The 24,143-nt window shown below is 64.0% G+C and carries 27 protein-coding genes and 1 other RNA gene; 10 read left to right on the forward strand and 18 right to left on the reverse strand.

The window, feature by feature from the left end:
* Positions 1-42: 42 nt before the first annotated feature.
* On the forward strand, positions 43-348 hold the full coding sequence (locus JQC81_RS05790; protein ID WP_203270868.1) for a hypothetical protein: 306 nt from the start codon (positions 43-45) through the stop codon (positions 346-348).
* Here JQC81_RS05790 and JQC81_RS05795 read toward each other — a convergent pair.
* Genes JQC81_RS05795 through pdxY form a run of 3 tightly spaced genes read right to left on the reverse strand, consistent with a single transcriptional unit; the run spans position 339 to position 2,808 of the window.
* Positions 339-1,052 carry an NUDIX hydrolase gene (locus JQC81_RS05795; protein WP_203270869.1) on the reverse strand — a complete coding sequence of 238 codons (714 nt, stop codon included), beginning with the start codon at positions 1,050-1,052 and terminating at the stop codon, positions 339-341. The genes JQC81_RS05790 and JQC81_RS05795 overlap by 10 nt on opposite strands.
* A complete protein-coding gene (locus tag JQC81_RS05800; RefSeq protein WP_203270870.1) occupies positions 1,049-1,954 on the reverse strand; it encodes a PhzF family protein in 906 nt (301 codons plus the stop codon). The genes JQC81_RS05795 and JQC81_RS05800 overlap by 4 nt, the downstream gene beginning before the upstream one ends.
* Before the next feature lie 5 nt (positions 1,955-1,959).
* Positions 1,960-2,808 (reverse strand): pyridoxal kinase PdxY, encoded by an 849-nt coding sequence (pdxY, locus tag JQC81_RS05805; protein WP_203270871.1) that lies wholly within the window; start codon positions 2,806-2,808, stop codon positions 1,960-1,962.
* 161 nt (positions 2,809-2,969) lie between these two features.
* Between pdxY and JQC81_RS05810 the strand changes: the two genes are divergently transcribed.
* The 3 genes from JQC81_RS05810 (at position 2,970) to JQC81_RS05820 (ending at position 4,166) form a co-directional block, all read left to right on the forward strand.
* Positions 2,970-3,491, forward strand: coding sequence for a DedA family protein (locus JQC81_RS05810; RefSeq protein WP_203270872.1), 522 nt, complete (start codon positions 2,970-2,972; stop codon positions 3,489-3,491).
* A gap of 64 nt (positions 3,492-3,555) precedes the next feature.
* Complete coding sequence (locus tag JQC81_RS05815) at positions 3,556-3,711, forward strand: hypothetical protein (RefSeq protein ID WP_160195434.1); 156 nt, start codon at positions 3,556-3,558, stop codon at positions 3,709-3,711.
* 296 nt (positions 3,712-4,007) lie between these two features.
* Positions 4,008-4,166: a hypothetical protein gene (locus tag JQC81_RS05820; protein ID WP_203270873.1), complete on the forward strand. Its 159-nt coding sequence runs from the start codon at positions 4,008-4,010 to the stop codon at positions 4,164-4,166.
* Between the two features lie 6 nt (positions 4,167-4,172).
* On the opposite strand, the gene JQC81_RS05825 is transcribed toward JQC81_RS05820, so the two are convergent.
* Positions 4,173-5,924, reverse strand: a complete 1,752-nt coding sequence (locus JQC81_RS05825) for a patatin-like phospholipase family protein (protein WP_203270874.1) — start codon at positions 5,922-5,924, stop codon at positions 4,173-4,175.
* A 159-nt stretch (positions 5,925-6,083) separates the two neighbouring features.
* Positions 6,084-7,136, reverse strand: coding sequence for a ketol-acid reductoisomerase (gene ilvC, locus JQC81_RS05830; RefSeq protein ID WP_203270875.1), 1,053 nt, complete (start codon positions 7,134-7,136; stop codon positions 6,084-6,086).
* Positions 7,137-7,381: 245 nt separating this feature from the next.
* Here ilvC and JQC81_RS05835 point away from each other — a divergent pair, with 245 nt between their 5' ends.
* Positions 7,382-7,930, forward strand: a complete 549-nt coding sequence (locus tag JQC81_RS05835; protein ID WP_203270876.1) for a DUF924 family protein — start codon at positions 7,382-7,384, stop codon at positions 7,928-7,930.
* Positions 7,931-7,933: 3 nt separating this feature from the next.
* Here JQC81_RS05835 and ilvN read toward each other — a convergent pair whose 3' ends face one another.
* From ilvN to JQC81_RS05850, 3 genes are read right to left on the reverse strand one after another with little or no spacing between them, the layout of a single operon-like run.
* On the reverse strand, positions 7,934-8,476 hold the full coding sequence (ilvN, locus tag JQC81_RS05840) for an acetolactate synthase small subunit (RefSeq protein WP_203270877.1): 543 nt from the start codon (positions 8,474-8,476) through the stop codon (positions 7,934-7,936).
* Between the two features lie 29 nt (positions 8,477-8,505).
* Positions 8,506-9,186 (reverse strand): glutathione S-transferase family protein, encoded by a 681-nt coding sequence (locus tag JQC81_RS05845; protein ID WP_203270878.1) that lies wholly within the window; start codon positions 9,184-9,186, stop codon positions 8,506-8,508.
* Positions 9,187-9,203: 17 nt separating this feature from the next.
* A complete protein-coding gene (locus tag JQC81_RS05850; RefSeq protein WP_203270879.1) occupies positions 9,204-10,976 on the reverse strand; it encodes an acetolactate synthase 3 large subunit in 1,773 nt (590 codons plus the stop codon).
* A 276-nt stretch (positions 10,977-11,252) separates the two neighbouring features.
* Here JQC81_RS05850 and JQC81_RS05855 point away from each other — a divergent pair, with 276 nt between their 5' ends.
* Complete coding sequence (locus JQC81_RS05855; RefSeq protein WP_203270880.1) at positions 11,253-12,083, forward strand: RMD1 family protein; 831 nt, start codon at positions 11,253-11,255, stop codon at positions 12,081-12,083.
* Here the strand turns inward: JQC81_RS05855 and miaA are convergent.
* A complete protein-coding gene (miaA, locus tag JQC81_RS05860) occupies positions 12,040-12,993 on the reverse strand; it encodes a tRNA (adenosine(37)-N6)-dimethylallyltransferase MiaA (RefSeq protein WP_203270881.1) in 954 nt (317 codons plus the stop codon). The genes JQC81_RS05855 and miaA overlap by 44 nt on opposite strands.
* A 15-nt stretch (positions 12,994-13,008) precedes the next feature.
* Here miaA and serB point away from each other — a divergent pair, with 15 nt between their 5' ends.
* On the forward strand, positions 13,009-13,917 hold the full coding sequence (gene serB, locus JQC81_RS05865; protein WP_203270882.1) for a phosphoserine phosphatase SerB: 909 nt from the start codon (positions 13,009-13,011) through the stop codon (positions 13,915-13,917).
* A gap of 82 nt (positions 13,918-13,999) precedes the next feature.
* Here serB and JQC81_RS05870 read toward each other — a convergent pair whose 3' ends face one another.
* From JQC81_RS05870 to JQC81_RS05905, 8 genes are all read right to left on the reverse strand, one after another.
* A complete protein-coding gene (locus JQC81_RS05870; protein WP_203270883.1) occupies positions 14,000-15,520 on the reverse strand; it encodes a DegQ family serine endoprotease in 1,521 nt (506 codons plus the stop codon).
* 88 nt (positions 15,521-15,608) lie between these two features.
* Positions 15,609-15,800, reverse strand: coding sequence for a DUF2065 domain-containing protein (locus JQC81_RS05875; RefSeq protein ID WP_036350916.1), 192 nt, complete (start codon positions 15,798-15,800; stop codon positions 15,609-15,611).
* 9 nt (positions 15,801-15,809) lie between these two features.
* The gene (hflC, locus tag JQC81_RS05880; protein WP_203270884.1) at positions 15,810-16,772 is read right to left on the reverse strand and encodes a protease modulator HflC; all 963 of its coding nucleotides are present in this window, start codon (positions 16,770-16,772) and stop codon (positions 15,810-15,812) included.
* Positions 16,769-17,914, reverse strand: coding sequence for an FtsH protease activity modulator HflK (gene hflK / locus JQC81_RS05885; protein WP_203270885.1), 1,146 nt, complete (start codon positions 17,912-17,914; stop codon positions 16,769-16,771). The genes hflC and hflK overlap by 4 nt, the downstream gene beginning before the upstream one ends.
* Before the next feature lie 137 nt (positions 17,915-18,051).
* A complete protein-coding gene (locus JQC81_RS05890) occupies positions 18,052-18,564 on the reverse strand; it encodes a dihydrofolate reductase (RefSeq protein ID WP_203270886.1) in 513 nt (170 codons plus the stop codon).
* Complete coding sequence (locus JQC81_RS05895) at positions 18,561-19,043, reverse strand: GNAT family N-acetyltransferase (protein WP_203270887.1); 483 nt, start codon at positions 19,041-19,043, stop codon at positions 18,561-18,563. The genes JQC81_RS05890 and JQC81_RS05895 overlap by 4 nt, the downstream gene beginning before the upstream one ends.
* Before the next feature lie 36 nt (positions 19,044-19,079).
* On the reverse strand, positions 19,080-19,385 hold the full coding sequence (locus JQC81_RS05900; RefSeq protein WP_203270888.1) for a DUF2293 domain-containing protein: 306 nt from the start codon (positions 19,383-19,385) through the stop codon (positions 19,080-19,082).
* A 5-nt stretch (positions 19,386-19,390) separates the two neighbouring features.
* Complete coding sequence (locus JQC81_RS05905; RefSeq protein ID WP_203270889.1) at positions 19,391-20,185, reverse strand: thymidylate synthase; 795 nt, start codon at positions 20,183-20,185, stop codon at positions 19,391-19,393.
* A gap of 68 nt (positions 20,186-20,253) precedes the next feature.
* Between JQC81_RS05905 and ssrA the strand changes: the two genes are divergently transcribed.
* Both ssrA and JQC81_RS05915 read left to right on the forward strand, forming a co-directional pair.
* Positions 20,254-20,610: a transfer-messenger RNA gene (gene ssrA, locus JQC81_RS05910) on the forward strand.
* Between the two features lie 23 nt (positions 20,611-20,633).
* A complete protein-coding gene (locus JQC81_RS05915; protein WP_203270890.1) occupies positions 20,634-21,227 on the forward strand; it encodes an SspB family protein in 594 nt (197 codons plus the stop codon).
* 11 nt (positions 21,228-21,238) lie between these two features.
* On the opposite strand, the gene JQC81_RS05920 is transcribed toward JQC81_RS05915, so the two are convergent.
* Positions 21,239-22,654 carry a cytochrome P450 gene (locus JQC81_RS05920; RefSeq protein WP_203270891.1) on the reverse strand — a complete coding sequence of 472 codons (1,416 nt, stop codon included), beginning with the start codon at positions 22,652-22,654 and terminating at the stop codon, positions 21,239-21,241.
* Between the two features lie 89 nt (positions 22,655-22,743).
* Here JQC81_RS05920 and fumC point away from each other — a divergent pair, with 89 nt between their 5' ends.
* A complete protein-coding gene (gene fumC / locus JQC81_RS05925) occupies positions 22,744-24,138 on the forward strand; it encodes a class II fumarate hydratase (protein ID WP_203270892.1) in 1,395 nt (464 codons plus the stop codon).
* Positions 24,139-24,143 lie beyond the last annotated feature (5 nt).

Here is a 24,143-nt window from a genome sequence, read left to right on the forward strand (position 1 = left end):
GCCTTTATTCCCCGCTCGCGAGCCCCTTGAGGAGATGCACTCATGAAGATCGCCACGCCTATCCTGCTGCTGACCGGCGCCCTGGCTCTGGCAGCCTGCACTCAGACCGCCTCAGCCCCAACCGGCACCAGCGTGATGGCCGGCAGCACCAGCACGGGCTGCAATGGAGAAATCAACCGTTACCGCGCGGTCATGAGCAATGACCTGGCTACAGGGCATGTCAACCAATCCGTCTATAACCGTGTGGACCGGGAGATCGCTCAGGCCGAGGCGGCCTGTGCCGCCGGGCGTGATGCGGAGGCAGTGCGGATGGTGAACGCCACGAAGGCGCGGCACGGCTATCTCTGATCGAAAACCCAGCCGAAGAACGACTGCAGGAAGAGCGGCATCCGCTCAGGATCGATATCGTTCGCACCACGGATGATGCGGACATCCTGCAGTTCAGGCTCATGCTGCCGGGCGATGTCGGCGCGGATCCTCGCCGCGCCTTCCTCGGCTGTTATTGGCAGGGTCACCATGCGCAGAAGCGCGATGGTCGGCCAGCGCTGGACGATGATCCATTCATCGTCCACATGATAATCCCCGTCCTCCAGACCCGTCTCCTCGGCAAGTTCGCGGGTCAGGCTTGTGGCGAGATCGACAGTGCCATCAGACCTCAGATCGGAAGGATCCGGCGTTCCGGCGGGAAAATACACGCGGCCCGCATTCGTCGTTCCGCTGCCCATCACGCCGCAGATGTAAGCACCATCCGATCCACGCAGCGCCCCCATGGCGAAACCGTTGGCGATGGCAGGATCGGGATAGCCTTTGTCGATCCAGGCGACGAAGTCGGCGTAGTCCACCTCGAAATAGGTGTTGCGGCACAGGTCCTGCTCGAAGGCCACATCCTGCAGCAGCAGCACGCGTCCATTGAACATCTGCGGCTTGCCAGCCGTGCGCCGCTTCCAGTTCTCCTCAATAAAGTCCCGATTCTGCTTGGGCCAAGCCCAGTCGAGCGGCCGGCAATACGCCTCGACGCGTGACACGCGCCGGATCTCGACCTCGCGGTTCACGCGAAGATCTCGCCGCGGCTCACCATCACGGCACCGCCGCCGATCTCGGCGGAGACGAGCGCACCGTCCTTGATCGTCATCTGCAGACGAATCTCGCTGGGCCGGCCCATCTCGACGCCCTGCTCGATGACGATGTTGTGCTCACCGTCACCCAGGGGCTCGCATTGCATGAGGGCGCCAGCAAAGGCTGCTGCGGCCGAGCCGGTGGCCGGATCTTCCACAATCCCCATGCCCAACCCGAACATGCGGGCACGGAACCGCAATCCCTCTGACTGAGGGATGCGGGCGTAAACATAGGGCGCGGGATGATCGCTGTCGCCGAACGCCTTGTCGAAGGCCTCGCCCTGCGGCTTGGCTTTTGCCAGGGCTTCGAGCGACGAGACGGGCACCAGATCATAGGCGACGCCTGCCGAATGGCGGCTCGGGACGTGTCGGTCGAAACCGATTTCCGTCGGGTCGAGCCCGAGCGCCCAGGCGCATGTCGCGGAATCCTTGCTCTCGCCCCAAACGAACGGCAGGCGCGGCAGACGGAAGCGAGCCGTGCCGCTCGCCTCATCCTTCACCTCGACGGCGCAGGGCACGATGCCGACCTGCTCCTTGAGGCCGAAGGCCACGGCCCCTGGCTGGCCCTCTTGGTCGAGCAGCGCCAGCAACACGGCCGTTCCCACGGTTGGATGGCCGGCGAAGGGCAGTTCGCGCGCCGGCGTGAAGATGCGGATGTCGGCCCGCTGGCGCGACTCCGAGGCCGGAAAGACGAAGACCGTCTCGGAGAGGTTGAACTCCTTCGTGATCCGCTGCATCGCCGCCGTGTCGAGGCCTTCGGCGTCGAGCACCACCGCGAGAGGATTACCAGCGAAGCGCTCGCCCGTGAAAACATCGAGAGTGACGAAACGGCGGGACATGCGGATCAAACCTCTTCAACGTCGAAGCGACGGGTGGGCGAGACGAACTCGTCCTGCGCCGCAATGGTCAGGATTTCGCGGGAGCCTGCCTCTTCCGTGCGCTTGAGCAAGCCGTAGACAGAGGCCGAGGCTTCGGCAAGAGCCGTCGGCGCGGAGCGCGAGCGGGCATAGTGAACGAAGAAGAGCGCTGCAATGGCATCCCCTGCTCCGTTGACGGACAGGGACAGCTTCGGCGTCCGAACGCGCCAGAAGCGCCCGCTCTCGCCCGCGACGAGATCGACGCTGTCGGACGGCGTTTCCTTTGTCTCGACCGACGTGACGAGAATGACCTTGGGGCCCATCTCGTGCACGATCGCGACCGCCTTCTTCACGTCGTCCAGTGTCTGTGCCGCGATGCCGGACAGGTAGTCCAGTTCGAACTGGTTCGGCGTGATGATGTCGGCCGCGGGCACCGCCTGCTCACGCATGAATTCCGGAATGCCGGGGCGCACGAACACGCCGCGCCCCACATCGCCGATCACCGGATCGCAGCAATACAGGGCATCAGGGTTGAGAGACCGCACCCGCGCGACGGCGGACAGGATGGCGTTGCCGATATCGGCAGAGCCCATATAACCGGAGAGGACGCCGTCGCAGCGGCCGAGTACGCCGCGCTCGGCGATTCCCTCCACCAGATCCTCGATGGCCGGTCCATCGAACACGCGGCCTTTCCAGGAGCCATAGCCGGTGTGGTTCGAGAACTGCACCGTATGGATGGGCCACACCTCGACGCCGAGGCGCTGCATCGGAAAGACCGCCGAGGCGTTGCCGACGTGGCCGTAGGCGACGTGGGATTGGATCGAGAGAACGTTCATGGCTCTTGCCCCCTTGAGTATGGGTTAGCGCAACACGAGCCCTGCTTCAAATCTTGTGATGTGATCCTTTTCATCACGGATGCGATTGGATCTGTCTGATCCGCCGCAAATGCTTATATGCCCCAACTATGCCCCAACGATGAAGGAGCCGGATCGGATACATGGATATCGAGTTTTGGAAGAACAGCGTTCTGGAGTTCGTGCAGACCCACCAGGCCTATGCCCCCTTCGTACTCGGGCTGATGACCTTTGCCGAGTCGCTCGCCTTCGTGTCCCTGCTCCTGCCGACCATGACGATCCTGATCGCCGTGGGCTTCATCCTGGCTGCAGCGGACATTCCCTTCTGGATGGCTTGGACCGGGGCCGTCTGCGGCGCTTTCCTGGGCAACTGGGTTTCCTATGCCGTCGGTCAGCGCTACAAGAGAGCCGCCTATGAAATCTGGCCTCTGTCCCGTCATCCCAAACTAATCGGGCGAGGAGAGGACTTCTTCCAGCGCTTCGGCCCCTGGGCCGTGTTTCTGGGGCGCTTCTTCGGACCCATCCGGGCCGTCATTGCCCTGATCGCCGGAATCTTCCTTATGCCGGGCGTGCTGTTCCAGGCCGCCAACCTGGCCTCGGCCTCCGTCTGGGCCTTCGTGATCCTCGCGCCCGGCGCGGGACTGGCGGAATACCTGCTGTGGTAGGGCCGCGCACCCGGGAACCTCAGGTCGGAGGGGTCATTAACCTCCATCACCACAGGAGGCCTTCATGGGCAAAGGCAAGATGAACGGCAACAATTCCGGCGAGAGCAAGAAGCACCTTGACGATCATACCCGCGGCTCCGGCGGCACGATGAAGAACCGCAAGGACCCCGGAAAGCAGGATAACAACAAGGCCCAGAATACGAAGAGCAATCAGCAATAGGGGCTGAAAACTTTTTGTCTCATCGGCGGCTCAGCCTACTCATTTCCATAGCTCACAGCACCATTCCGCAATGCTAATAGATTTGCTATATCATTGCGGAATGTTGTCGTGACGTTTCTTCATCTGATTCTTACCCTGATCTCGCACCGGCACCCCTGTCCACGAAGGGCGCAGACCCGCTCGCGACGGGCCTGCCGGCTGTCTGGTGGCCCTGTGTCTGGGGCGGCGCCTTTCTCGTCTATTCCCTGTTCTGGATGGCGCAGAGCTGGAGGACCGCGCAGCCCCTGATCGGCCCCATGAGGATCAACTACCTGGCACAGGATCTCTGGTGTTTGATGCTGGTTCTCGGGAGCAGCTATGCCGTGTACCAGTTCTGCCGGTACCGCTCGGAGCGGCTGGGCCTCGTCGTCTGTCTTCTGATCGCTGCGGCTGCCATGGCCTGGCACCGGCTTTAAGCCCTCTCAGGCAACCTTGAACTCCTCGAGAGCGCCCGCCTCGATGCGGTCCCGGGTGTGTTCATAGCCGATCTCGACCACCCTCTCGAATTGCTCCCAGCCCCGCAGCGGCACGTCGGCCAGCGGAGGATGAATCACCAGCGCCGCATGGGCGCGGGCTTTGAGCGTCTGGGCATCGCTGGAGATCGTCGCCGCCCGGTAGAGCAGGCTGACGATGTCCGGCGCCTGGGCGGGCAAGCCGAGGATCCGGCGCAGCAGGGGCGCTTTCTTCTCCTCCTCGGCGGCCGTGGTGAAGGCAACGTCCCGAGCCACATCGATGCCGAGCACCGGGCCTCTCTGCAGGTCGGCCATGATATCCGCCGGCAGGTTGTTCATCATGGCCCCGTCCACGAGCACACCCTCGGGCTCGATCACCGGCGGCAGCAGGCCTGGAATGGCAATGCTCGCTCGCAAGGCTCGCCAGAGAGGGCCCTGCCGATGCACGTGGGTTGCGCCGGTCGTCAGATTGGACGAGACGCAGAAGAACGGCAGCCAGAGATCCTCGATATTCCGGTCGCCGAAATGCTCGAACAGCCGCGCATCGACCTTGTGTCCCCTCACCAGCGCGACGAGCGGGAGCGTGTAGTCGTTCAGGGGCGGGTTTCTGACGAAGGCTTCCCTCATGAGGTCCCTGGCCTCTTCCAGGCCGATCTGGATGGCGGCCGTCGCCGCCATGACGGCCCCGATGCTGGTGCCGCCGACGAGGTCGATGGGAAAGCCGTGTTCCCGCAGGGCCCGGATCGCCCCCAGGTGGGCGAAACCCCGGGCTCCTCCCCCGGCCAGCACCAGCCCGACGGCGCGTCCGCTCGATGTCCGGATGAGGCGCTGCAGATCGGCCGGGTTTTTCGCCCGCACTTGAATGCGCTGGTCCACGGGAAGGCGGGCGAGTGACGGATGCGCCGGTGTCGGGCGGGAGGCATCAGCCTTCTGAAGCAGCACGAGGTCATGGCGTCGCCAGGACGACACGGCGCAGGTCAGCGCCTCCGCCTCGGGAACCAGGGGCTCGCCCGGGCAGGCCAGGAACATGACGTGGTCGGCGTGGCGGATGCAGCGGCCCGTCCAGGATCCTGAGGGCTCGGACGCAACATAGATCACGCGCTCACGGCTGGCCTCGAACCGATAGAGCCAGTTCTCGTCCTCCTCGGATGGCATCCCATCGAGAAGCGCTACTCCCGCCCCATGACTGCGTCGCACCTCCTCCAGGAACGCATTGGCGAAGTCGGCCACCGCCACACCCTGGGTGACCGGCACGATGGCGAAGGTGGTAGGCTTGAAGGTAACCGGGCTGCTGCGGGTGGTCGCGCGAAGCCGCTCGGCGAGCAGCCTCGACAGGTAGACCATGACAGACGGGCAGCGCTCCACGAAGCGCTCGAAAGACTCCCGGGTCAACTTGAGCAGCACCGAGTCCCGCAGGGCCGTCACGCTGGCCGAGCGGGGCGCTTTGGAGATCAGGGCCATCTCCCCGATCGTCTCAGGAGGAAAGATGCGGGCAACCCGGCGCTGCTCGCCGTGGCTGCCCTGAACCGACACGCCAAGCGCACCGGACACGAGCATGTAGAGCCCGTCGGCCGGATCACCCTCCTGGAACAGGACAGCCCCTCCCGGAAGAACCACCTGCTCGAGTTCCGCCTGCAGTTCCAGGCGCGTCACGGGATCGAGATCCGCCCAAAAGGACGCCTGCAAGGCCGGCAGGTCTTCGGTCAGGATCGAGGCACTCATGGGCTATCGGAGGTTTGCGATTCAGAGCCCACTAACCGGAAACGAACAGGCCCGCAAATCCTCATTCGGATGAGTGCAGGAAGACGGCAGCGGGGCGGAGACGGAGATCTTTGTTCTTCGAAAACAAGGCTTCTCCAGTCTCGCCCCATCTCGTGATGCTTAGTTCCGGCTCTTGTCGACCAGGGCCTTTTCCTTGATCCAAGGCATCATGTCGCGCAGGCGGGAGCCGACATCCTCGATCGGATGGGCGGCGTTGCGGGCGCGGGTGGCCTTGAAGGAGGTCTGGTTGACCTTGTTCTCGAGCATCCAGTCGCGGGTGAACTTGCCGGACTGGATGTCCTCCAGGACGCGCTTCATCTCGGCCTTAGTCTCGGCCGTGATGATCCGCGGACCCGTCACGTACTCGCCATACTCAGCCGTGTTCGAGATCGAGTAGTTCATGTTGGCGATGCCGCCCTCATAGATGAGGTCGACGATGAGCTTCACTTCGTGGAGGCACTCGAAATAGGCCATCTCGGGGGCGTAGCCTGCCTCAACCAGGGTCTCGAAGCCGGCCTTGATGAGTTCCACGAGGCCGCCGCAGAGCACCACCTGCTCACCGAAAAGGTCGGTCTCGCACTCCTCCTTGAAGGAGGTCTCGATGATGCCGGCGCGGCCGCCGCCATTGGCGGACGCGTAGGAGAGCGCGATGTCATGGGCATTGCCCGTGGCGTCCTGGTGGATCGCGATCAGGGTCGGCACGCCGCCGCCGCGCTGGTACTCGGAGCGCACCGTGTGGCCGGGGCCTTTCGGGGCGACCATGAGCACGTCGAGGTCCTTGCGGGGCTCGATGAGGTTGAAATGGACATTGAGGCCGTGGGCGAAGAGGAGCGCGGCTCCCTGCTTCATGTTGTCTTGGAGATCGTTGCGGTAGATGTCCGCCTGCAGCTCATCGGGAGTCAGCATCATGACCACATCGGCCCACTTGGCGGCCTCGGCCACTTCCATGACCTTGAGGCCGGCTTTCTCGGCCTTGGCGGCAGAAGGCGAGCCCTTGCGGAGCGCCACCACGATGTCCTTCACGCCGGAATCGCGCAGGTTCAGGGTATGGGCATGACCCTGGCTGCCATAGCCGACGATGGCGACCTTCTTGCCCTTGATCAGGTTGATATCTGCGTCGCGATCGTAATAGACACGCATGGTCTTCCAAGTCCCTTGTCTCAAAGGGGGCATTCCCCCGGGTTCGTTGACGCTGCACCGCCTCAAGTGACTTGGCGCAACATTGGATTATCAGGCGCCGCTTTTAGCGAATAAAACTGCGCTGACAAGCTGTTGTTTGTAGCAAAACTGCGACCCATCCCTGCATCGGGTACAGGGCGAAACCGTTTCGCTCAAACGATCCGAGCCCGGAGAGTTCAAACCGCCCTCCAATGCTCTAGATTAAAATTTCATCTCTCGACCGAGAAGGACGAAGCCGCATGCAGCGCCTTGCCACTCCCGACGAAGTCATCTCGTTCTGGCGCGAAGCCGGTCCGGAGAAGTGGTTTTCGAAGGACGAAGCCTTCGACCAAACCTGCCGTGACCGCTTTCTGCCCACCTATGAGGCCGCAGCACGTGGCGACCTCAACGAGTGGGAACTCACCCCTGACGGGGCTCTCGCCGTCATTCTCCTCCTCGACCAGTTCCCCCGAAACATGTTCCGGGGCCAGCGCGAGACCTATAAGACCGACCCGGTTGCCTTGATGGCCGCCGACCGCGCCATCGAGCGGGGCTTCGACCACAAAGTGGAACCGCAGTTCCGCCGGTTCTTCTACCTGCCCTTCATGCACTCCGAATCCTTGGCGGATCAGGAACGCTCGGTGGTTCTGAACGAAGCCCTCGGTGAAGAGGATTCCGTCAAGTATGCCCACCATCACCACGACATCGTTGCCCGCTTCGGCCGCTTCCCCCACCGCAACGCTATCCTGGGTCGTGAGACCACTCCTGAGGAAGAAGCGTTCCTGAAGGAGAGTGACTTCAGGGGGTGACGATCACACGCCCTCAGCACCGCGCGCCATGGCGGCAACGCCGGTGCGGGACACTTCGACCAAGCCTACCGCCGTCATCAACTTGATGAAGCGCTCGACTTCGTCCGTCGTGCCCGTGAGTTCGTAGACGAACGAGGTCAGCGTCGCGTCCAGCGTGCGCGCACCGAACGCGGAAGCCAAGCGCATGGCCTCGACGCGATGATCGCCCTTGCCTACCACTTTCACGAGACACAACTCGCGCTCCACCGCTTCGCCGGTGAGCGTGAGATCGACGACGCGGTGTACGGGCACAAGTCGCTCGAGCTGGCTCTTGATCTGCTGGATGATGCTGTCCGTGCCCGTGGTCACGACCGTTATGCGGGAAATATGAGCCTCATGCTCCGTCTCGGTGACGGTCAGGCTTTCGATATTGTAGCCGCGGCCCGAGAACAGGCCGGCGATGCGCGCAAGAACGCCCGGCTCGTTGTCGACGATGATGGCCAGCGTATGCCGGTTTATGGGCTCGACGCGGGTCGCATCGGGATAGTGGGTCTTCATCTGGAGCATGGTCTGGTTTCCCGAACGTTCTTCAAGCCTCAAGCCGCCTTGCGGTAGTTCTCGATTGCATCCTCGTCGACCTCGTCCGCGTCGACGACCCATCTCTCCTGCAAAGCGGCGGAACGCCACTCCTGGAAAGCGGGAAGCGAGAGGATCGTGTCCACATAGGCGCGTATCGTGGCATCGAGAGCGATGGAATAGGTATCGAGGCGCGTCACAAGCGGCGCATACATGGCATCAGCCGCCGAAAACGCGCCGAAGAGGAACGGACCGCCGACACCGAAGCGTCCACGCGCGTCGCGAACGATCTCGCTGAAACGGGCTACGTCGCGCGCGACCACCTCGCCTCGATCCCTTGAGGCATATTTCTTGCCGAGGTTCATCGGGCAAGCGGAGCGAAGCCCGACGAAGCCGGCGTGCATCTCGGCCGCCACGGAGCGCGCCATCGCACGAGCCTTGCGGTCCTCAGGCCATACGGGAGAACCGTAGGCATCACCCACATATTCCATGATAGCGATGCTCTCCCACACGGTGACATCGCCATCGATCAGGATCGGCACCTTGCCGGCTGGCGAATGCTTGAGCACCTTTTCCTTGGTGTCCGGCAGATCGAGCGGAATGAGGATCTCGTCGAACGCCATACCAAGCTGCTTCATCAGCAGCCAGGGGCGCAGAGACCAGGACGAGTAGCATTTGTTGGCGATGACGAGGGTGGGCATGGCTCACACTTTCCGGATCAAACCAGCATCTTGCCCTTCTCGTCGATCACCGAGCCGATATCGGCCCCGGTCTCGCCAAGATAATCGTTGAGCAGCATTTCGTTATGCGCCTTGCCCGATGGGATCATCGGGAAGCAGTTCTCGGTCTTGTCGACGAGGCAGTCGAAGATCACCGGGCGGTTCACGTTGATCATCTCGAGGATCTTCGCATCGAGATCGCCGGGATTGTCGCAGCGGATGCCGACGCCGCCATAAGCCTCGGCCAGCTTCACGAAGTCGGGCAGCGACTCCGAATAGCTGTGCGAGTAGCGTCCGCCATGCAGCAGCTCCTGCCACTGGCGCACCATGCCCATGTATTCGTTGTTGAGGATGAAGACCTTGATCGGCAGGTTGTATTGCAGGGCAGTGGACATCTCCTGCAGCATCATCTGGATCGAGGCTTCTCCCGCGATGTCGATCACCAGCGCATCGGGATGCGCGAGCTGCGCGCCAACAGCGGCCGGCAGCCCGTAGCCCATGGTGCCGTGGCCGCCCGAAGTCATCCAGCGGTTCGGCTCCTCGAACTTGAAATACTGGGCCGCCCACATCTGGTGCTGCCCCACCTCGGTGGTGACATAGGTCTCACGATCCTTGGTGAGTTCGTAGAGTCGCTTGATCGCGTGTTGCGGCTTGATGGTCTCGGTCGAGTTCCGGAAGCCGAGGCAGTTGCGCGCGCGCCAGCCTTCAATCTTGCCCCACCAATCCTTCAGCGCCACCTTGTCAGCCTGATGCGCGCCCTGCCGCCACAGGCGCACCATATCTTCCAGAACATGCGCGCAATCGCCGACGATCGGGATGTCCACTTTCACGGTCTTGTTGATGGAGGACGGATCGATATCCACATGGATGCGCTTTGAGAAGGGGGAGAAGGCGTCGAGACGGCCCGTGATGCGATCATCGAAGCGAGCCCCGATATTGATCATCACGTCGCATTCATGCATCGCCAGATTGGCCTCGTAGGTCCCGTGCATGCCGAGCATGCCGAGCCACTGCGTGTCGGAGGCCGGATAGGCGCCAAGCCCCATCAGGGTCGAGGTGATGGGAAAGCCCGTGAGCCTGACGAGTTCGCGCAGCAGCGTCGCGGCATGCGGTCCGGAATTGACCACGCCGCCGCCCGTGTAGAAGACTGGGCGCTTGGCATTGGCCATCAGCTCAATGGCGGCACGGATGTGCTCCATGTCGCCCTTCACGGTGGGACGGTAGGTTTTGTGCTGGTTGCTCAGGGGTCGCGCGTAGGATCCCGTCTTGAACTGGATGTCCTTCGGCAGATCGACCACGACCGGACCCGGGCGGCCGTTCTGCGCCACGTAGAAAGCCTCGTGCAGAACGCGCGGCAGATCCTCGATGGATTTGACGAGATAGTTGTGCTTCGTGCAATGGCGCGTGATGCCGACCGTGTCACATTCCTGGAACGCGTCGGAACCGATGAGATGGGTCGGCACCTGGCCGGTGATGCAGACCAGAGGGATCGAGTCCATCATCGCATCGGCAAGGCCCGTGATGGCGTTCGTCGCGCCGGGGCCGGAGGTCACGAGCACCACGCCGGGCTTGCCGGAGGAGCGGGCATAGCCCTCGGCTGCGTGGACCGCGCCCTGCTCATGGCGGACGAGAACGTGCCGCACCTTCTCCTGGTGGAAGAGCGCATCGTAAATGGGGAGAACCGCGCCGCCCGGATAGCCGAAGATATGCTCGACTCCCTGATCCTGCAGGGCTCGGATCACCATTTCGGCTCCGGTCATCGTCTCGCTCATGGGTCTTGCTCCGTCGGTCTCGTCTGCTGTGTCTCAAGAAATCTGGGCAATAAAAAAGGCCCCTGAGGGGGCCTGTGCGCCATCGCCGGACCTGCGGGTCAATCCCGCTCCGTCGATGGCGCTCGTACTACGAGAATAAGCTTGCGCATTGGGGCAGCTCTTCGGTTCAAAAGTTGCGCAGACGCTAAACGATCCATTTCATTCGGTCAAGCGGGAGCAACTTGGCTCCGGGCGGCTTAGCTTTTAAGGTGAGCCCCCTATTTTAGTCGTATGACCATGACCGATACCACCTCTTCCGCCAAGGCGCCGGCGCAGAACCTGCGCCTCACCGCCCGCGCCCTCCTTCTAGGGGATCGCCTCGATGTCGCGGGACTGGAGCGCAGCGACGTCCTGTCCACGACGCCCCTCGCCTTCCGGGCCGGGCAGGACGGTTTCGTGGCCCTGTTCCGCTACGGCGTCGCCGTTCTGGTCGGCCTCACTCCTCTGGAAGAGGACGAGGTCATCCGCAGCCTGCGCCAGCGGATTTCCGGCGAGTTCGCCCGCCATGAGGAGGAGACCGCGATCATCGAGATCTCGCCCGACCGGGACGACCAGATTCCTCCAGGCGGCCCGATCTACATCAAGCAGATGTCCACCGAGCGGTTGCTCGTCATTGCGGATGCCCTGTCGAAGAGCGCCACCCTCGCCCGGGACGAGCGGGAGGCCACCGCTGCCTTCGAACTCGTTGAGCCCTCCGTCCAGCATCTTGCCGAGAAGGGGCGCCGCCCGCGCGACCGCCGCAGAATTCTCAAGCAGGTCGGCCACGCCCTGCTTGTCCGTCAGCGCATGTCCGGAGGCGTGGCCGTGGAGGAGAAGCCGGACGTCCTGTGGGACCGCCCGGACCTGGAGCGCCTCTATGCGCGCCTTGAGGACGAGTACGAGTTGAAGGAACGCGCCGCCGCACTCCACCGCAAGCTGGAGGTGCTCGGCGACACAGCGCAGGCCCTGACCGATATCATCGACACCGAGCGGTCCTTGCGTCTCGAACTGATCATCGTCCTCCTGATCGTGTTCGAGATCTTCATCACCTTCTATCAGATGGCCGTGGGCTATCTGACGGGCCATTGATGCGGGCCATCACAGCCTCGAAGCCCTGCTCGGGCTCGACCCATTGCCAATCCGCCAACTGGTGCCGGAACCAGGTGAACTGGCGCTTGGCATAGCGCCTCGTATCCCCCTGCCCTTTGGCAATGGCCTCCTCAAGCGAGATCTCGCCGCGCAGATGGGCCAGGAGACCGGGCACGCCGTGAGCCCGCATGGCCGGCAGCATGGGATCGAGGTTCCGCCGGCCTAAGGCCCTCACTTCATCGAGCGCTCCCTGCTCCATCATGACCTCAAAACGCCGGTCGATCCGCCGGCGCAGCTCATCGCGGTCAGGGGCGAGGAACAGCTTGACGACGGGGCGATCCGTCAGAGGCCCCGGCTCGCGGGCGCCATGGAAGGAGACCAGCGGGCGACCGGTCGCGGCGAGGATTTCGAGAGCCCGCTGCACCCGCAGGCGGTCGGAGGGGCGCAACGTCCGGGCCGTCTCGGGATCGCGCTCTAGGAGGAGGCGGTGGAGTTCGGGCGTCTCAAGACCTTCGCATTCCCGGCGCACCTGCTCGCGAACCTCCTCCGGCACGGGCGGCATGTCGGAGAGCCCCTCCGTCAGGGCCTTGAAGTAGAGGCCCGTGCCGCCGACGAAGATCGGCAGCTTCGTAGCCCCGATGTCCCGCAGGACCGCGATGGCATCGGCCACATAGCGCCCAACGGAGAAGTTCACAGCGGCATCCACATGGCCGTAGAGGCGGTGCGGCGCCTCGGCCTCGTTCTCCTGGGTGGGACGAGCCGTGATCACGCGCAGGTCGCGGTAGACCTGCATGGAATCGGCGTTGATCACCACGCCATCGAGAGCCTGGGCCAGCCGGATGCCCAAGGCGGACTTGCCTGAAGCGGTCGGCCCTGCGATGAGAACCGCGCCGACCCGAACGTCACTCACAGCCAGGTCTCCCCAATGGCGTCTCCTCAGAATTCTCTCGTTGCGACCCTAATCGCCAACCCATCCCAGCCGGCTGTCACCGACGAGATCGTGGCCTTGGCTGCCCAGGCCCTCGGACAAGAAACGGAACAGGTCATTCTGGCAAGGGGGATCGCGGCGGATCTGGTGATATCCAGTGCGCAGGATATCAAAGCCGTCGAGGCCGCACTGCGCCAAGCTCTGGACGGTCACCCCATTGATATCGTCGTCCAACCCTCAGCCCACCGGCGCAAGCGCCTGTTTCTGGCAGACATGGACTCCACCATGATCGGTCAGGAATGCATCGACGAGCTTGCCGATTACGTCGGGCTGAAGACGGAGGTGTCCGAGATCACCGAGCGCGCCATGCGCGGCGAGATCGCGTTCGAGCCGGCCCTGCGCGAGCGAGTGGCCCTGTTGAAGAACCTGCCCGTCAACGTCGTCGATGAGATCATCGAGAAGCGCATCACTCTCACGCCAGGTGGAACGGCGCTCGTCCAGACCATGCGCGCCCAGGGCGCCTATACCTGCCTCGTATCCGGCGGCTTCACGGTCTTTACAGGTCCCATCGGAGCGATGATCGGCTTTCACGAGGACCGTTCCAACCGCCTGATCCTTGATGGCGAGAAGCTTGCCGGACTTGTCGAGGAACCCATCCTCGGACGCGAGGCGAAACTTGCGACCCTGATCGAGTTGCGTACCCGCTTCGGTTTGGCGCCGCACGAGACAATGGCCGTGGGCGACGGCGCCAACGACCTCGCCATGCTGGGCGAAGCGGGCCTCGGCGTTGCCTTCCGAGCAAAGCCCGCGGTGGCCGCCGCGGCTCATGCGCGGCTCGACCACGCCGACCTGACGGCGCTTCTCTATGTTCAGGGCTACCAGGCAGGCGATATCGTGCAGGAATAGGCCGAAGCTAGTGAAACATCCCTAAAACGAGAAAGGCGGCCCCAAAAGGCCGCCTTTTTGATTGTCGATCTCAGCGATCAGCTTACTCGATAGACAGCGCCACGAAGCGCACCTCGCCCTGGGCATTCGCCACGAGAAGCAGGGCCGACTTGCGGTTCTGAGCCTTGAGGTCGTCGATCTTCTTGGTCACGTCGGCCGGGTTGGAGACCGGCTCCTGGTTGACCTCGACGATCACCTCACCGGCCTGGATCCGCTTGTCGGAGGCGGCCGAGTTCGGGTCGACGCGGGTGATCACCACGCCTTTCAGGTCGTCCTTCAGGCTGAAGCGGCGGCGCAGCTCGTCGGTCATGCCTGACATGTTGAGACCGAGAGCCTGACGGGTGGCCGTCGGGGGCTCGGTCGAGGGCTGCTGCAGGCTCGCCTGCTTCTCGGTATCCTCGAGACGGCCCAGGGTCACCTGCTTGGTCATCTCCTGGCCTTTGCGGACGATCGTCACGTCCACCGCCTTGCCGACCGGCGAGGAGGCCACGATCCGCGGCAGGTCGCGGGAATCCTTCACCTCCCTGCCGTCGAAGCGAACGATCACGTCACCCACCTCGAGGCCAGCCGGCTTGGCCGGTCCCTTGTCGTCGATGCCGGCGACAAGCGCACCGCGCGCCGTGCCGAGATTCAGGGCCTCGGCAGTGGCGTCGTCCACGTTCTGGATGCGCACACCGAGCCAGCCGCGGCGGGTCTCGCCGAACTCGCGCAGCTGATCGATGATCGGCACCGCCGTGGAGGCGGGGACCGCGAAGCCGATGCCGACCGAGCCGCCGGTGGGCGACAGGATCGCCGTGTTGATGCCGATGACCTCGCCGTTCATGTTGAAGAGCGGACCGCCGGAATTGCCTTTGTTGATGGAGGCATCGGTCTGGATGTAGTTGTCGTAGGGACCGGACTCGATGTTGCGGCCGCGGGCCGACACGATACCGGCCGTGACGGAACCGCCGAGGCCAAAGGGGTTGCCGATCGCCATGACCCAGTCACCGGGGCGGATGGTCTCGGAATCACCGAACCGCACCGCCTTGAGGGGCTTGTCTGACTTCACCTTCAGGACCGCGAGGTCAACCTTGGAATCCTTGCCGATGATCTCGGCCTTCAGGCGCGTGCCGTCGGAAAAGATCACGCTGATGTCATTGGCGTCGCCGATCACGTGATTGTTCGTCACCACGATGCCGGACGGATCGATCACGAAGCCGGAGCCAAGCGAATTCGAACTGCGGGGACGCGATGGGGAGTTCTCGCCACCGCCAGGGCCACCATTCTGGCCGCGACGGTTGAAGAATTCCTCGAAGAGGTCCTCGAAGGGCGTACCGGGCGGAAGCTGCGGCAGGGTGCGGTTGCGGGCCTCAACGGTGGTCGAGGCCGAGATGTTGACCACGGCGCCCGTGACCTCCTCGGCCAGGTCGGCAAAGGATTCAGGAGCCGAGCGGGCATAGGCCGGCAGCGGCATCGCTGTCGCGACCAGAGTCAGGACCGCGAAGCAGGACGCGGCAAGCCGGCGCAGGGGCCGCTGAGGGAGCACCGCCTTGGAAGGTGCCAGCGCGTTCGTGGCTGTGTTCATCGACAATCCTCTTTCGGAGTTTGTGGATATAGATTGGTGCTTGGCCCCATCATTCAAGCAGGCAATGCCGCGGCAGCTTGGCCGACGCCTACCCGAACTGCCGCACAAGCCAGATCACCCCGAGGCCAAGCACCGCCGAAATGATGCCGACGATCCGCATCTGGTCGCTCGGGCTGTGAGCGGCCTCGTACATGGCCCGGCGCATCCCGTCCGGGAAGGCCGCAAAAAGAATGCCCTCGACCGCGAGAGCGAGGCCGAGGGCTGCAATCAAGTCCAACATCAGGCAGGCTTATTGGGCCGGAGCCGGTTGGGCCGGCGCAGGGGCTGGAGCCGGGGCCGGCTGAGCAGGGGCCTGCTGAGCAGGAGAAGTTCCGCGACCCCGCTGACCGGTCGGATCATTGAAATAGCGGAAGAAGTCGGAGTCCGGGCTCAACACCAAGCGGGTGTCATTCGCCTTCAACCCCGTCTCATAGGCCTGCATGGACCTGTAGAAGGAGAAGAACTCCGGGTCCTGCCCGAATGCCTCGGCGAGGATGCGGTTACGGTCCGCATCGCCCTGACCGCGCAGTTCCTCGGCCTGCCGGTTGGCGTCAGCGCGGATCACGGTCGCCTCTCGCTCGGCCCGGGCCCGGATCGTCTGAGCCTGCTGCTGGCCGTTGGCGCGGATGTCCGCAGCCTCGCGCTCGCGCTCGGTGCGCATGCGCTGATAGACGGCCTGGCTGTTCGCAGCGGGCAGATCGACGCGGGTCAGACGCACGTCGATCATCTCGATGCCGAGGCTGGCCGCCTGCCGGTTCACATCGTCCTGAATGCGGTTCATCAGAGCGGACCTCTCGGTGCGCACGATGGCGTCGCGGGAGGCGTTCGCCAGGACATTACGCATAGCCGAGTTGGTGAAGCTCTGCAGACGTTGATTGGCCAGAGCGATGTTGCCGACCGCCTGATAGAAGCGCAGCGGATCGACGATCCGGTAGCGCGTGAAGGCATCGACCTCCAGGTTCTGCCTGTCGGCCGAGAGAACCGTCTGAACCGGCAGATCAAGATCGAGCACCCGCTTCTCGAAGTAGGTGACATTGTCGATCAGCGGCACCTTGAACTTCAGTCCGGGCTCCGAGATCGCCGATTGCACGGCACCAAAGCGCAGCACAAGAGCATACTGGGTCTGCTGCACGATGAAGATCGAGCTGTAGAGGACGATGGCGATCAGGCCCACCAGAATCAGGAGGCCTGTGCGAAGAGTCGAACCGTTCATCGCGTGGCTCCCTGCGGGTTGATGGCATTGCCCTGAGGCTGCGGACGCGGCTGGCTCTGTGCCAGCGGCAGGAATGGCACCACACCCTGCCCGTTCTGATCCACGATGATCTTATCGACGCCGCCGTAGACGCGCTCCATGGTCTCGAGGAAGATGCGCTCGCGGCTGACATCCGGAGCCTTGCGGTACTCCTCATAGACCTGCCGGAAGCGGGCGGCCTGACCGGTGGCGTCGGCCACCGACTGCTCGCGGTAGGCTTCCGCCTGCTGGACGGTGCGGGCAGCCTCGCCTCGAGCCTCGGGGACGACACGGCTGGCGAAGGCGCCGGCTTCGTTCTGCACGCGCACCGCATCCTGCTGGGCGGCGTTCACGTCGAAGAAGGCCTGCTGGACCTCGGACGGCGGCCTGACAGCCTGGAGCTGAACCACGTTGATCAGCACACCGGCGCCGTACGCATCCAGGGCTTCCTGCATGATGTCGCGCACTTCCTGGGCGACGCTGGCCTGTTCCGTGGTCAGGATCGCCTGGATGTTGCGGCGGCCGATGACCTCGCGCATGGCGCTCTCAGCCACCGACTTGATGGTGCCGTCGGGGTTCTGCAGGTTGAAGACGTAATCCTGCGGACGAGCCGGGTTGATCTGCCAGACCGCATCGAAATCGATGTCGACGATGTTCTCGTCGGCAGTCAGCATGAGGCTCTCTTCGATCACGTCGCGCGCACGCCCCTGCCCTGTCGGTGTCGAGCGGTATCCCACCTCGACCCGCTGCTGGGCGGTGACGTTAGGCTTCACCACGCGGCCGATCGGGTAAGGCAGGTTGTAGCGCAGGCCCTCGCCGGAGGTCCCGGTGAAGCGGCCGAAGATCATGTTGATGCCGACCTCGTTCGGCCGCACCGTGTAGAAGCCGGTGAGCAGCCAGACGGCAATGACACCCAGCACCAGAATGATCAGGCCCCGGCCTCCCATGGAGCCGCCGGGGATGAAGTCCTTCAGCCGGTCCTGGCTGCGGCGCAGGATGTCTTCGAGGTCCGGGGGGTTTCCGTTCCCCTGCGGGCCGCCTGAGCCCCATGGGCTCTTGCCGCCTCCCGACCCGCCACGCTGCCCCCAGGGGCCACCGCCGCCGCTTTGGTTACTCCAAGGCATAGGACGCCTTTCCTCACTTACGAAGAGACCGGCCGAAACAGCCGATAAGAACTGGAGACGGTTGTGGGTGTTGCCTCTTCCGCCTGTCAAGCCTGCGAATTGGGGATTCCGAAGCGCTTCGTCAACCTTGCAACGCCTCAACGGCGCCTTTCGAGATCAATAAAGGTAAACGGATGCTCGTCATCCGGTCCTTTCGGGTGATCCTCGCGCTTCACCTCGCGAAACTGTGACCGGTCGAAGGCCGGAAAGACTGCATCGCCCTCGGGTGCCGTATGGACCTCGGTCAGGAAGAGAGTCTGCACATGCGGCAGGGCGAGAGCGTAGATCTCGGCCCCGCCGGCCACGGCGACGGCGTCGGCTCCTGTCCTGCCTGCCAGCTCTTCCCCTTTCGCCACGGCCTCCGCCCAGGTGTGGGCCACATGCACGCCCTCAGCGGAGAACTCCTCGTCGCGGGTCAGCACGATGGTCTCCCGCCCCGGCAAGGGCTTGCCGATCGACTGGAATGTTTTTCGCCCCATGATCATCGGCTTGCCCATGGTAAGGCGGCGGAAGCGCCCCATGTCGGTCTTGATCCGCCAGAGCAGACGATTGTCGCGGCCGATCACGCCGTTCTCGGCCATCGCGACCACGAGAATCAGGGGAATGGTCATGGCTCCTCCGCCAGTCGCTGCAAGGCCTCGCCCGTCACGCGCTGCACTGTCCACTCGTCCATCGGCATCGCCCCGATGGAACGATAGACCTTGAGCGCCGGCTCATTCCAGTCGAGCACCCACCATTCAAGGCGCGCCAGCCCCTCCGTCACGCACCTGCGGGCCAGATGCCGCAGCAGGGCGCGGCCGATTCCCTTGGAACGCAGCTCGGGCCTGACGAAGAGATCCTCGAGATAGATCCCATGGCGCCCTCGGAAGGTGGAGAAATTGTAAAACCACAGGGCAAAGCCGGCGGGCTCACCCTCCCACTCGGCGATGTCCGCAAAGACGCGCGGGTTAGGACCGAAGAGCGCTTTCGCAATGTCGGCCTCGGTCGCGTCCACCTCATGAGCCAGCCGCTCATACTCGGCGAGTTCCCGGATGAAGCGGAAGATCAGGGCCGCGTCGGACTCTGTAGCAGGTCGGATCGATAAACTCATGACGTCTTCTGGCGTTTCCTGGTGTGACTGTCGAGGTTATTCCGCTTCATCCTCGGCCTGAACACGCCGAGGCGAACCCCACTCCTCCAGAATGCCGTTCATGTCGTCCAGGACGAAGAACCTGGCACTCTCGACATCATAGCCGTCGTCCAGAAGGCTGTCGTAATCCGTCATCCGGTGGCGGATATAGGCCGTGAGGGACAGCCAGGCTGCTACCTCCGGCGAGGCGCCGTGCAGGCCGCGGCTGCCCAGCGCGTGGTCGGTCACAGCCTCGAACTCGTGGCGCGGAATGCGAGGGGCGAGGATGCGCACGGCGCTCTCGATGGCTTCGCGCCTGTTCATGACGGTCAGACCGCGACGGGAGCCTTGATGGCCGGGTGAGGGTCGTAATCCTCGATGGCGATGTCGTCGTAGGTGAAGTCGAACAGCGAGCGCACGGATGGGTTCAGCCGCAGCTTCGGCAGCGCCCGCGGATCCCGGGAGAGCTGCAGCCGGGCCTGCTCCAGATGGTTCATGTAGAGGTGTGCGTCGCCGAAGGAATGGACGAAGTCGCCGGGCTGCAGGCCGGTCGCCTGTGCCATCATGTGGGTGAGCAGCGCATAGGACGCGATGTTGAAGGGGACCCCTAAGAATACGTCCGCCGAGCGCTGGTAGAGCTGACAGGAGAGCCGCCCCTCCGCGACATAGAACTGGAACAGGCAGTGGCAGGGCGCCAGCGCCATCTTGTCGAGGTCGGCCGGGTTCCAGGCGGAGACGATCAGGCGGCGGCTGTCCGGATTGCGGCGGATCTCGTCGAGAACCCAGCGGATCTGGTCGACCGTCCCGCCGTCGGGGCGGCCCCAAGAGCGCCACTGCTTGCCGTAGACGGGGCCAAGGTCGCCGTTCTCGTCCGCCCACTCGTCCCAGATCGAAACACCGTTCTCCTTCAGATACTGGATGTTGGTGTCGCCCTTCAGGAACCACAGCAGCTCATGGATAATGGAGCGCAGGTGCAGCTTCTTCGTGGTGACGAGGGGAAAGCCCTCGCTGAGATCGAAGCGCATCTGGTGGCCGAACACGGAAATCGTGCCCGTTCCGGTCCGGTCGTCCTTGCGGACGCCCTCGTCCATAATGCGGCGGATGAGATCGAGATAGGCCTGCATGCGGTACTCCTCGGCGCATTATAGGTCAGGGGGTCTGGCCTTCCGAGTCGCAATTCATCCCCATCCCCACTCTTTCAAATTCCGTCCGCCCTGCCTATATTAGGGGTGCCGGTCGCAAGATCGGCTATGGCGATAAACGGCTATCGGAATAAACCCATCGGACCCGGGGGCGGTACCCGGCGCCTCCACCAAAATCCAGGCAGGATCTGGCTTTCGGCGGGGGCGAAATAGGATCGACGAGGGCGTAAAGGGTAGACTTTCGCTCGGCATGGTTCCGCCGTTATCGGGCCGAATCTATAGTTGCCAACGACAACTATGCTCCGGTTGCAGTGGCTGCGTAAGCGGTCCCTAAAGCCGACTCAAAGCCCTTGCGGTTAGCACCGTAAGGCGGGGTCCGGAGGCACCTGGCAACAGAAGCCTCCACTTTTGTTTCTGCAAGGGCTCGCGCATGGCCGGTGGTAAAGACCTGATCCGCTACGATCTTCTGGTGCAGGAGGCCCTTAAGGGCGTCGTGCGCAAGGTGCTGATCGATGCCAAGGACGGGCTTCCGGGCGAGCACCATTTCTACATCTCCTTCCAGACGGATTTTCCGGGCGTTCGCCTCTCGAACCGCCTGCGCGAGAAATATCCTCAGGAGATGACCATCGTTCTCCAGCACCAGTACTGGGACCTCAACGTCACCGAGCACACCTTCGAGGTAGGGCTGTCGTTCTCCGGCATCCCGGAGCGGCTGCTCATCCCGTTCGATGCGCTCACCGGCTTCTTCGATCCGTCCGTGCAGTTCGGCCTCAAGTTCGACAGCCAGGATGACGATGAGGAGGAGGCCCAGGAGACCGAGCCTGCGCCTCAGCCGGCGCGCGGCACCGCCGAACCCGTGGAATTGAAGCAGCCCCGCAAGGCGCTGCCCGCGGCGGAGAAGCCGGCTGCTGCCTCCAAGGCCGAGCAGCAGAACGAGGCGCCTGCGGAGCAGGCTCCCGAGTCCGACGCCGCCTCAGGCACCGCCGAGGTCGTAAGCCTCGACGCGTTCCGCAAGAAGAGCTGAGCCCTAACCCTTTACGCCTCGACCAATGCCTCTTTGCGCACGCGCTGAGTCACGCGCATGGGCAGGCCACCGCGCGGGCGCAAGGTGATGCGCTGCACGGGCTCGATCGGGTGCCCCTCCACGAGATCGAGCCGCATGGACCGGGCGATGGTCGCCAGCACGATCACGGCCTCCTGCAGCGAAAAGCTCGCCCCGATGCAGACCCGCGGGCCTGCTCCGAAGGGCAGGTAGGCGAAGCGGTCGATCCCCTTGCGGTTCTCAGGCAGGAAGCGCTCGGGCCGGAAGGCATCGGGCTCGCCCCAGAGCCTCCGATGGCGATGCAGCACGTAAGGCGAGATCGCCACCATCGAGCCTGCCGGTATGTCCACATCGCCGATCCGGTCGTCCGCGATGGCCGTTCGGCTCATATAGGGTGCGGGCGGATAGAGCCGAACCGCCTCATCGATCACCGCGCGGGTATAGACGAGCCGCTCCAGGTGGCCGGGCTCGATCGGCCCCTCCCCCAGCACCTCGTCCACCTCCTGTTCGACGCGGGCGCGGGCGTGCTCGTCCTGCGAGAGAAGGTAAAGCGACCATGACAGAGCGTTGGCCGTGGTCTCGTGCCCGGCGCCGATGAAGGTGATGATGTTCGTCCGCACCTCGATGTCGGAGAGACCCTTGCCGGTCTCTGGATCCGCCGCCTCCAGCAGCAGGGTCAGCAGGTCGCGCGGAGCAGGCTCCCCGCTGGCGAGCAGCGCCTTGCGGGCGTCGATCAGCGCGTTGACCGTCTCCTCGAAGAACTGGATCGACGGCCTGGCCCGCAGGCGCCCGATCCTGGGCACCCAGTCCGGAAAACCGAAGATGTCGAGCGGGTCGACCCGGCCGATGGAGTTGAAGTAGCGGGTGATCGCCCGGCCCAGGGCATCTGGGTCCTTCGGCACCCCTTGCGTGAAGATGGTCCGCTCCAGCACGTCGAGGGTCACCCGGGTCATGTCGAGAGCCGCATCGACCACGCGTCCGTCGGGCCGCCTCTGCCACCGCCTCACCAGGCGGTCCGCCGCCTCCACCATGGCAGGGAAGAAGCCCGTCACCGTGCGCGGGGTGAAGAGCGGCGCGAGGGTGCGCCGCTGGAGGCGCCACTCGTCACCCTCGGCCGTCACGAGGCCACGGCCGAGCCCCGGCGCCAGAATCCGAATCTGGAGATCATCCTTGCGGTAATTGGCAGCGTTGTCCACGAGGATGTGCCGGATGCCGGCAGGGTCGCTCACCACCGTCATGCGGCCGAGAGCCCCCTCGCCCGTGACGACCGGCTCCTCGAAATGCGCCTCCATCCACATGTTCAGCGGGTTTTCGCGCACGGCGCGCAGGAAAGCCACCATGCCAAGAAGCTCGGTGCGGGGCTTGGGGTGAGGCGGGCGGAACAGGGGCGTTTCCAGGGTGTCGCTCATGCGAATTTCCAAGGCCTCCGATGCGCGTTCGCGGTTGCGAGCGCCATCATTTGAGATAAGAACACGCAACTCCATCGAAAGAGGTCAGGATGTCGCCCTCAACCCGCATCGAAACAGATACCTTCGGCCCCATCGACGTTCCCGCCGACAAGTTCTGGGGTGCCCAGACGCAACGCTCCCTTCAGAACTTCCGCATCGGGACGGATCGGATGCCGCTTCCCCTGGTCCATGCGCTGGCCATCGTGAAGCAGGCGGCCGCTCTCGTGAACAAGGATCTGGGCAAGCTGGAGCCGCGCCTGGCCGATGCCATCGCGGCAGCCGCTGCCGACGTGGTGCAGGGCAAGTATGACGACGAGTTCCCCCTTGTGGTATATCAGACGGGCTCGGGCACTCAGTCCAACATGAACATGAACGAGGTTCTGTCGAACCTCGCCATCGAGCGCCTCAGCGGCGAGCGCGGCAGCAAGAAGCCCGTTCACCCGAACGACCACGTGAACATGGGCCAGTCGTCCAATGACTCGTTCCCCACCGCCATGCACATCGCGGTGGCCCGCGAGGTCCACGACCGCCTGCTGCCCGCCCTCAAGCACCTGCTGAAGGCCCTTGAGGACAAGCAGGAAGCCTTTAAGGATCTCGTGAAGATCGGCCGCACGCACCTGCAGGACGCCACCCCGGTCACCCTCGGCCAGGAGTTCTCCGGCTACGCCGCCCAGGTCCGCCTCGGCATTGCCCGCATCGAGCAGACTCTGCCCGGCATCTATGCCCTGGCCCAGGGCGGCACCGCCGTCGGCACCGGCCTCAACGCCCATCCCGAGTTCGCGGACCGCTTCGCCTCGAAGGTGGTGGAGCTGACCGCACTTCCCTTCACGTCGGCCACCAACAAGTTCGAGGCGCTCGCTTCCAACGACGCGCTGGTCTACACCCACGGCGCCCTGTCGAGCCTCGCGGCTGGCCTGTTCAAGATTGCCAACGACATCCGCCTCATGGGCTCCGGCCCCCGGTCCGGCATCGGCGAGATCTCCCTGCCCGAGAACGAGCCGGGCTCGTCGATCATGCCCGGCAAGGTCAACCCAACTCAGGCCGAGGCCATGACCATGCTGTGCTGCCAGGTCATGGGCAACCAGACCACCGTCACTGTGGCGGGCTCCCAAGGTCATTTCGAGCTCAACGTGTTCAAGCCGGTCATCGTGAATGCCGTGCTGCAGTCGATCCGCCTTCTGGCGGACGGCGCGGTCAGCTTCACGGACAACTGCGTCGTCGGCATCGAGCCGAACCATGAGCGCCTCCGGGACTTGATGGAGCGGTCCCTGATGCTCGTGACGGCGCTTGCCCCAACCATCGGCTACGACAAGGCCGCCGCTATCGCCAAGTCGGCGCACAAGAACGGCACGACGCTCAAGGAAGAGGCCCTCAAGGCCGGAGTGTCATCCGAGGATTTCGACGCTGTCGTTCGTCCTGAGACGATGCTGCAGCCGGGCGAGTAAGGTAA

The sequence above is a fragment of the Microvirga arabica genome, assembly GCF_016811235.1.
Classification (GTDB): Bacteria; Pseudomonadota; Alphaproteobacteria; order Rhizobiales; family Beijerinckiaceae; genus Microvirga; species Microvirga arabica.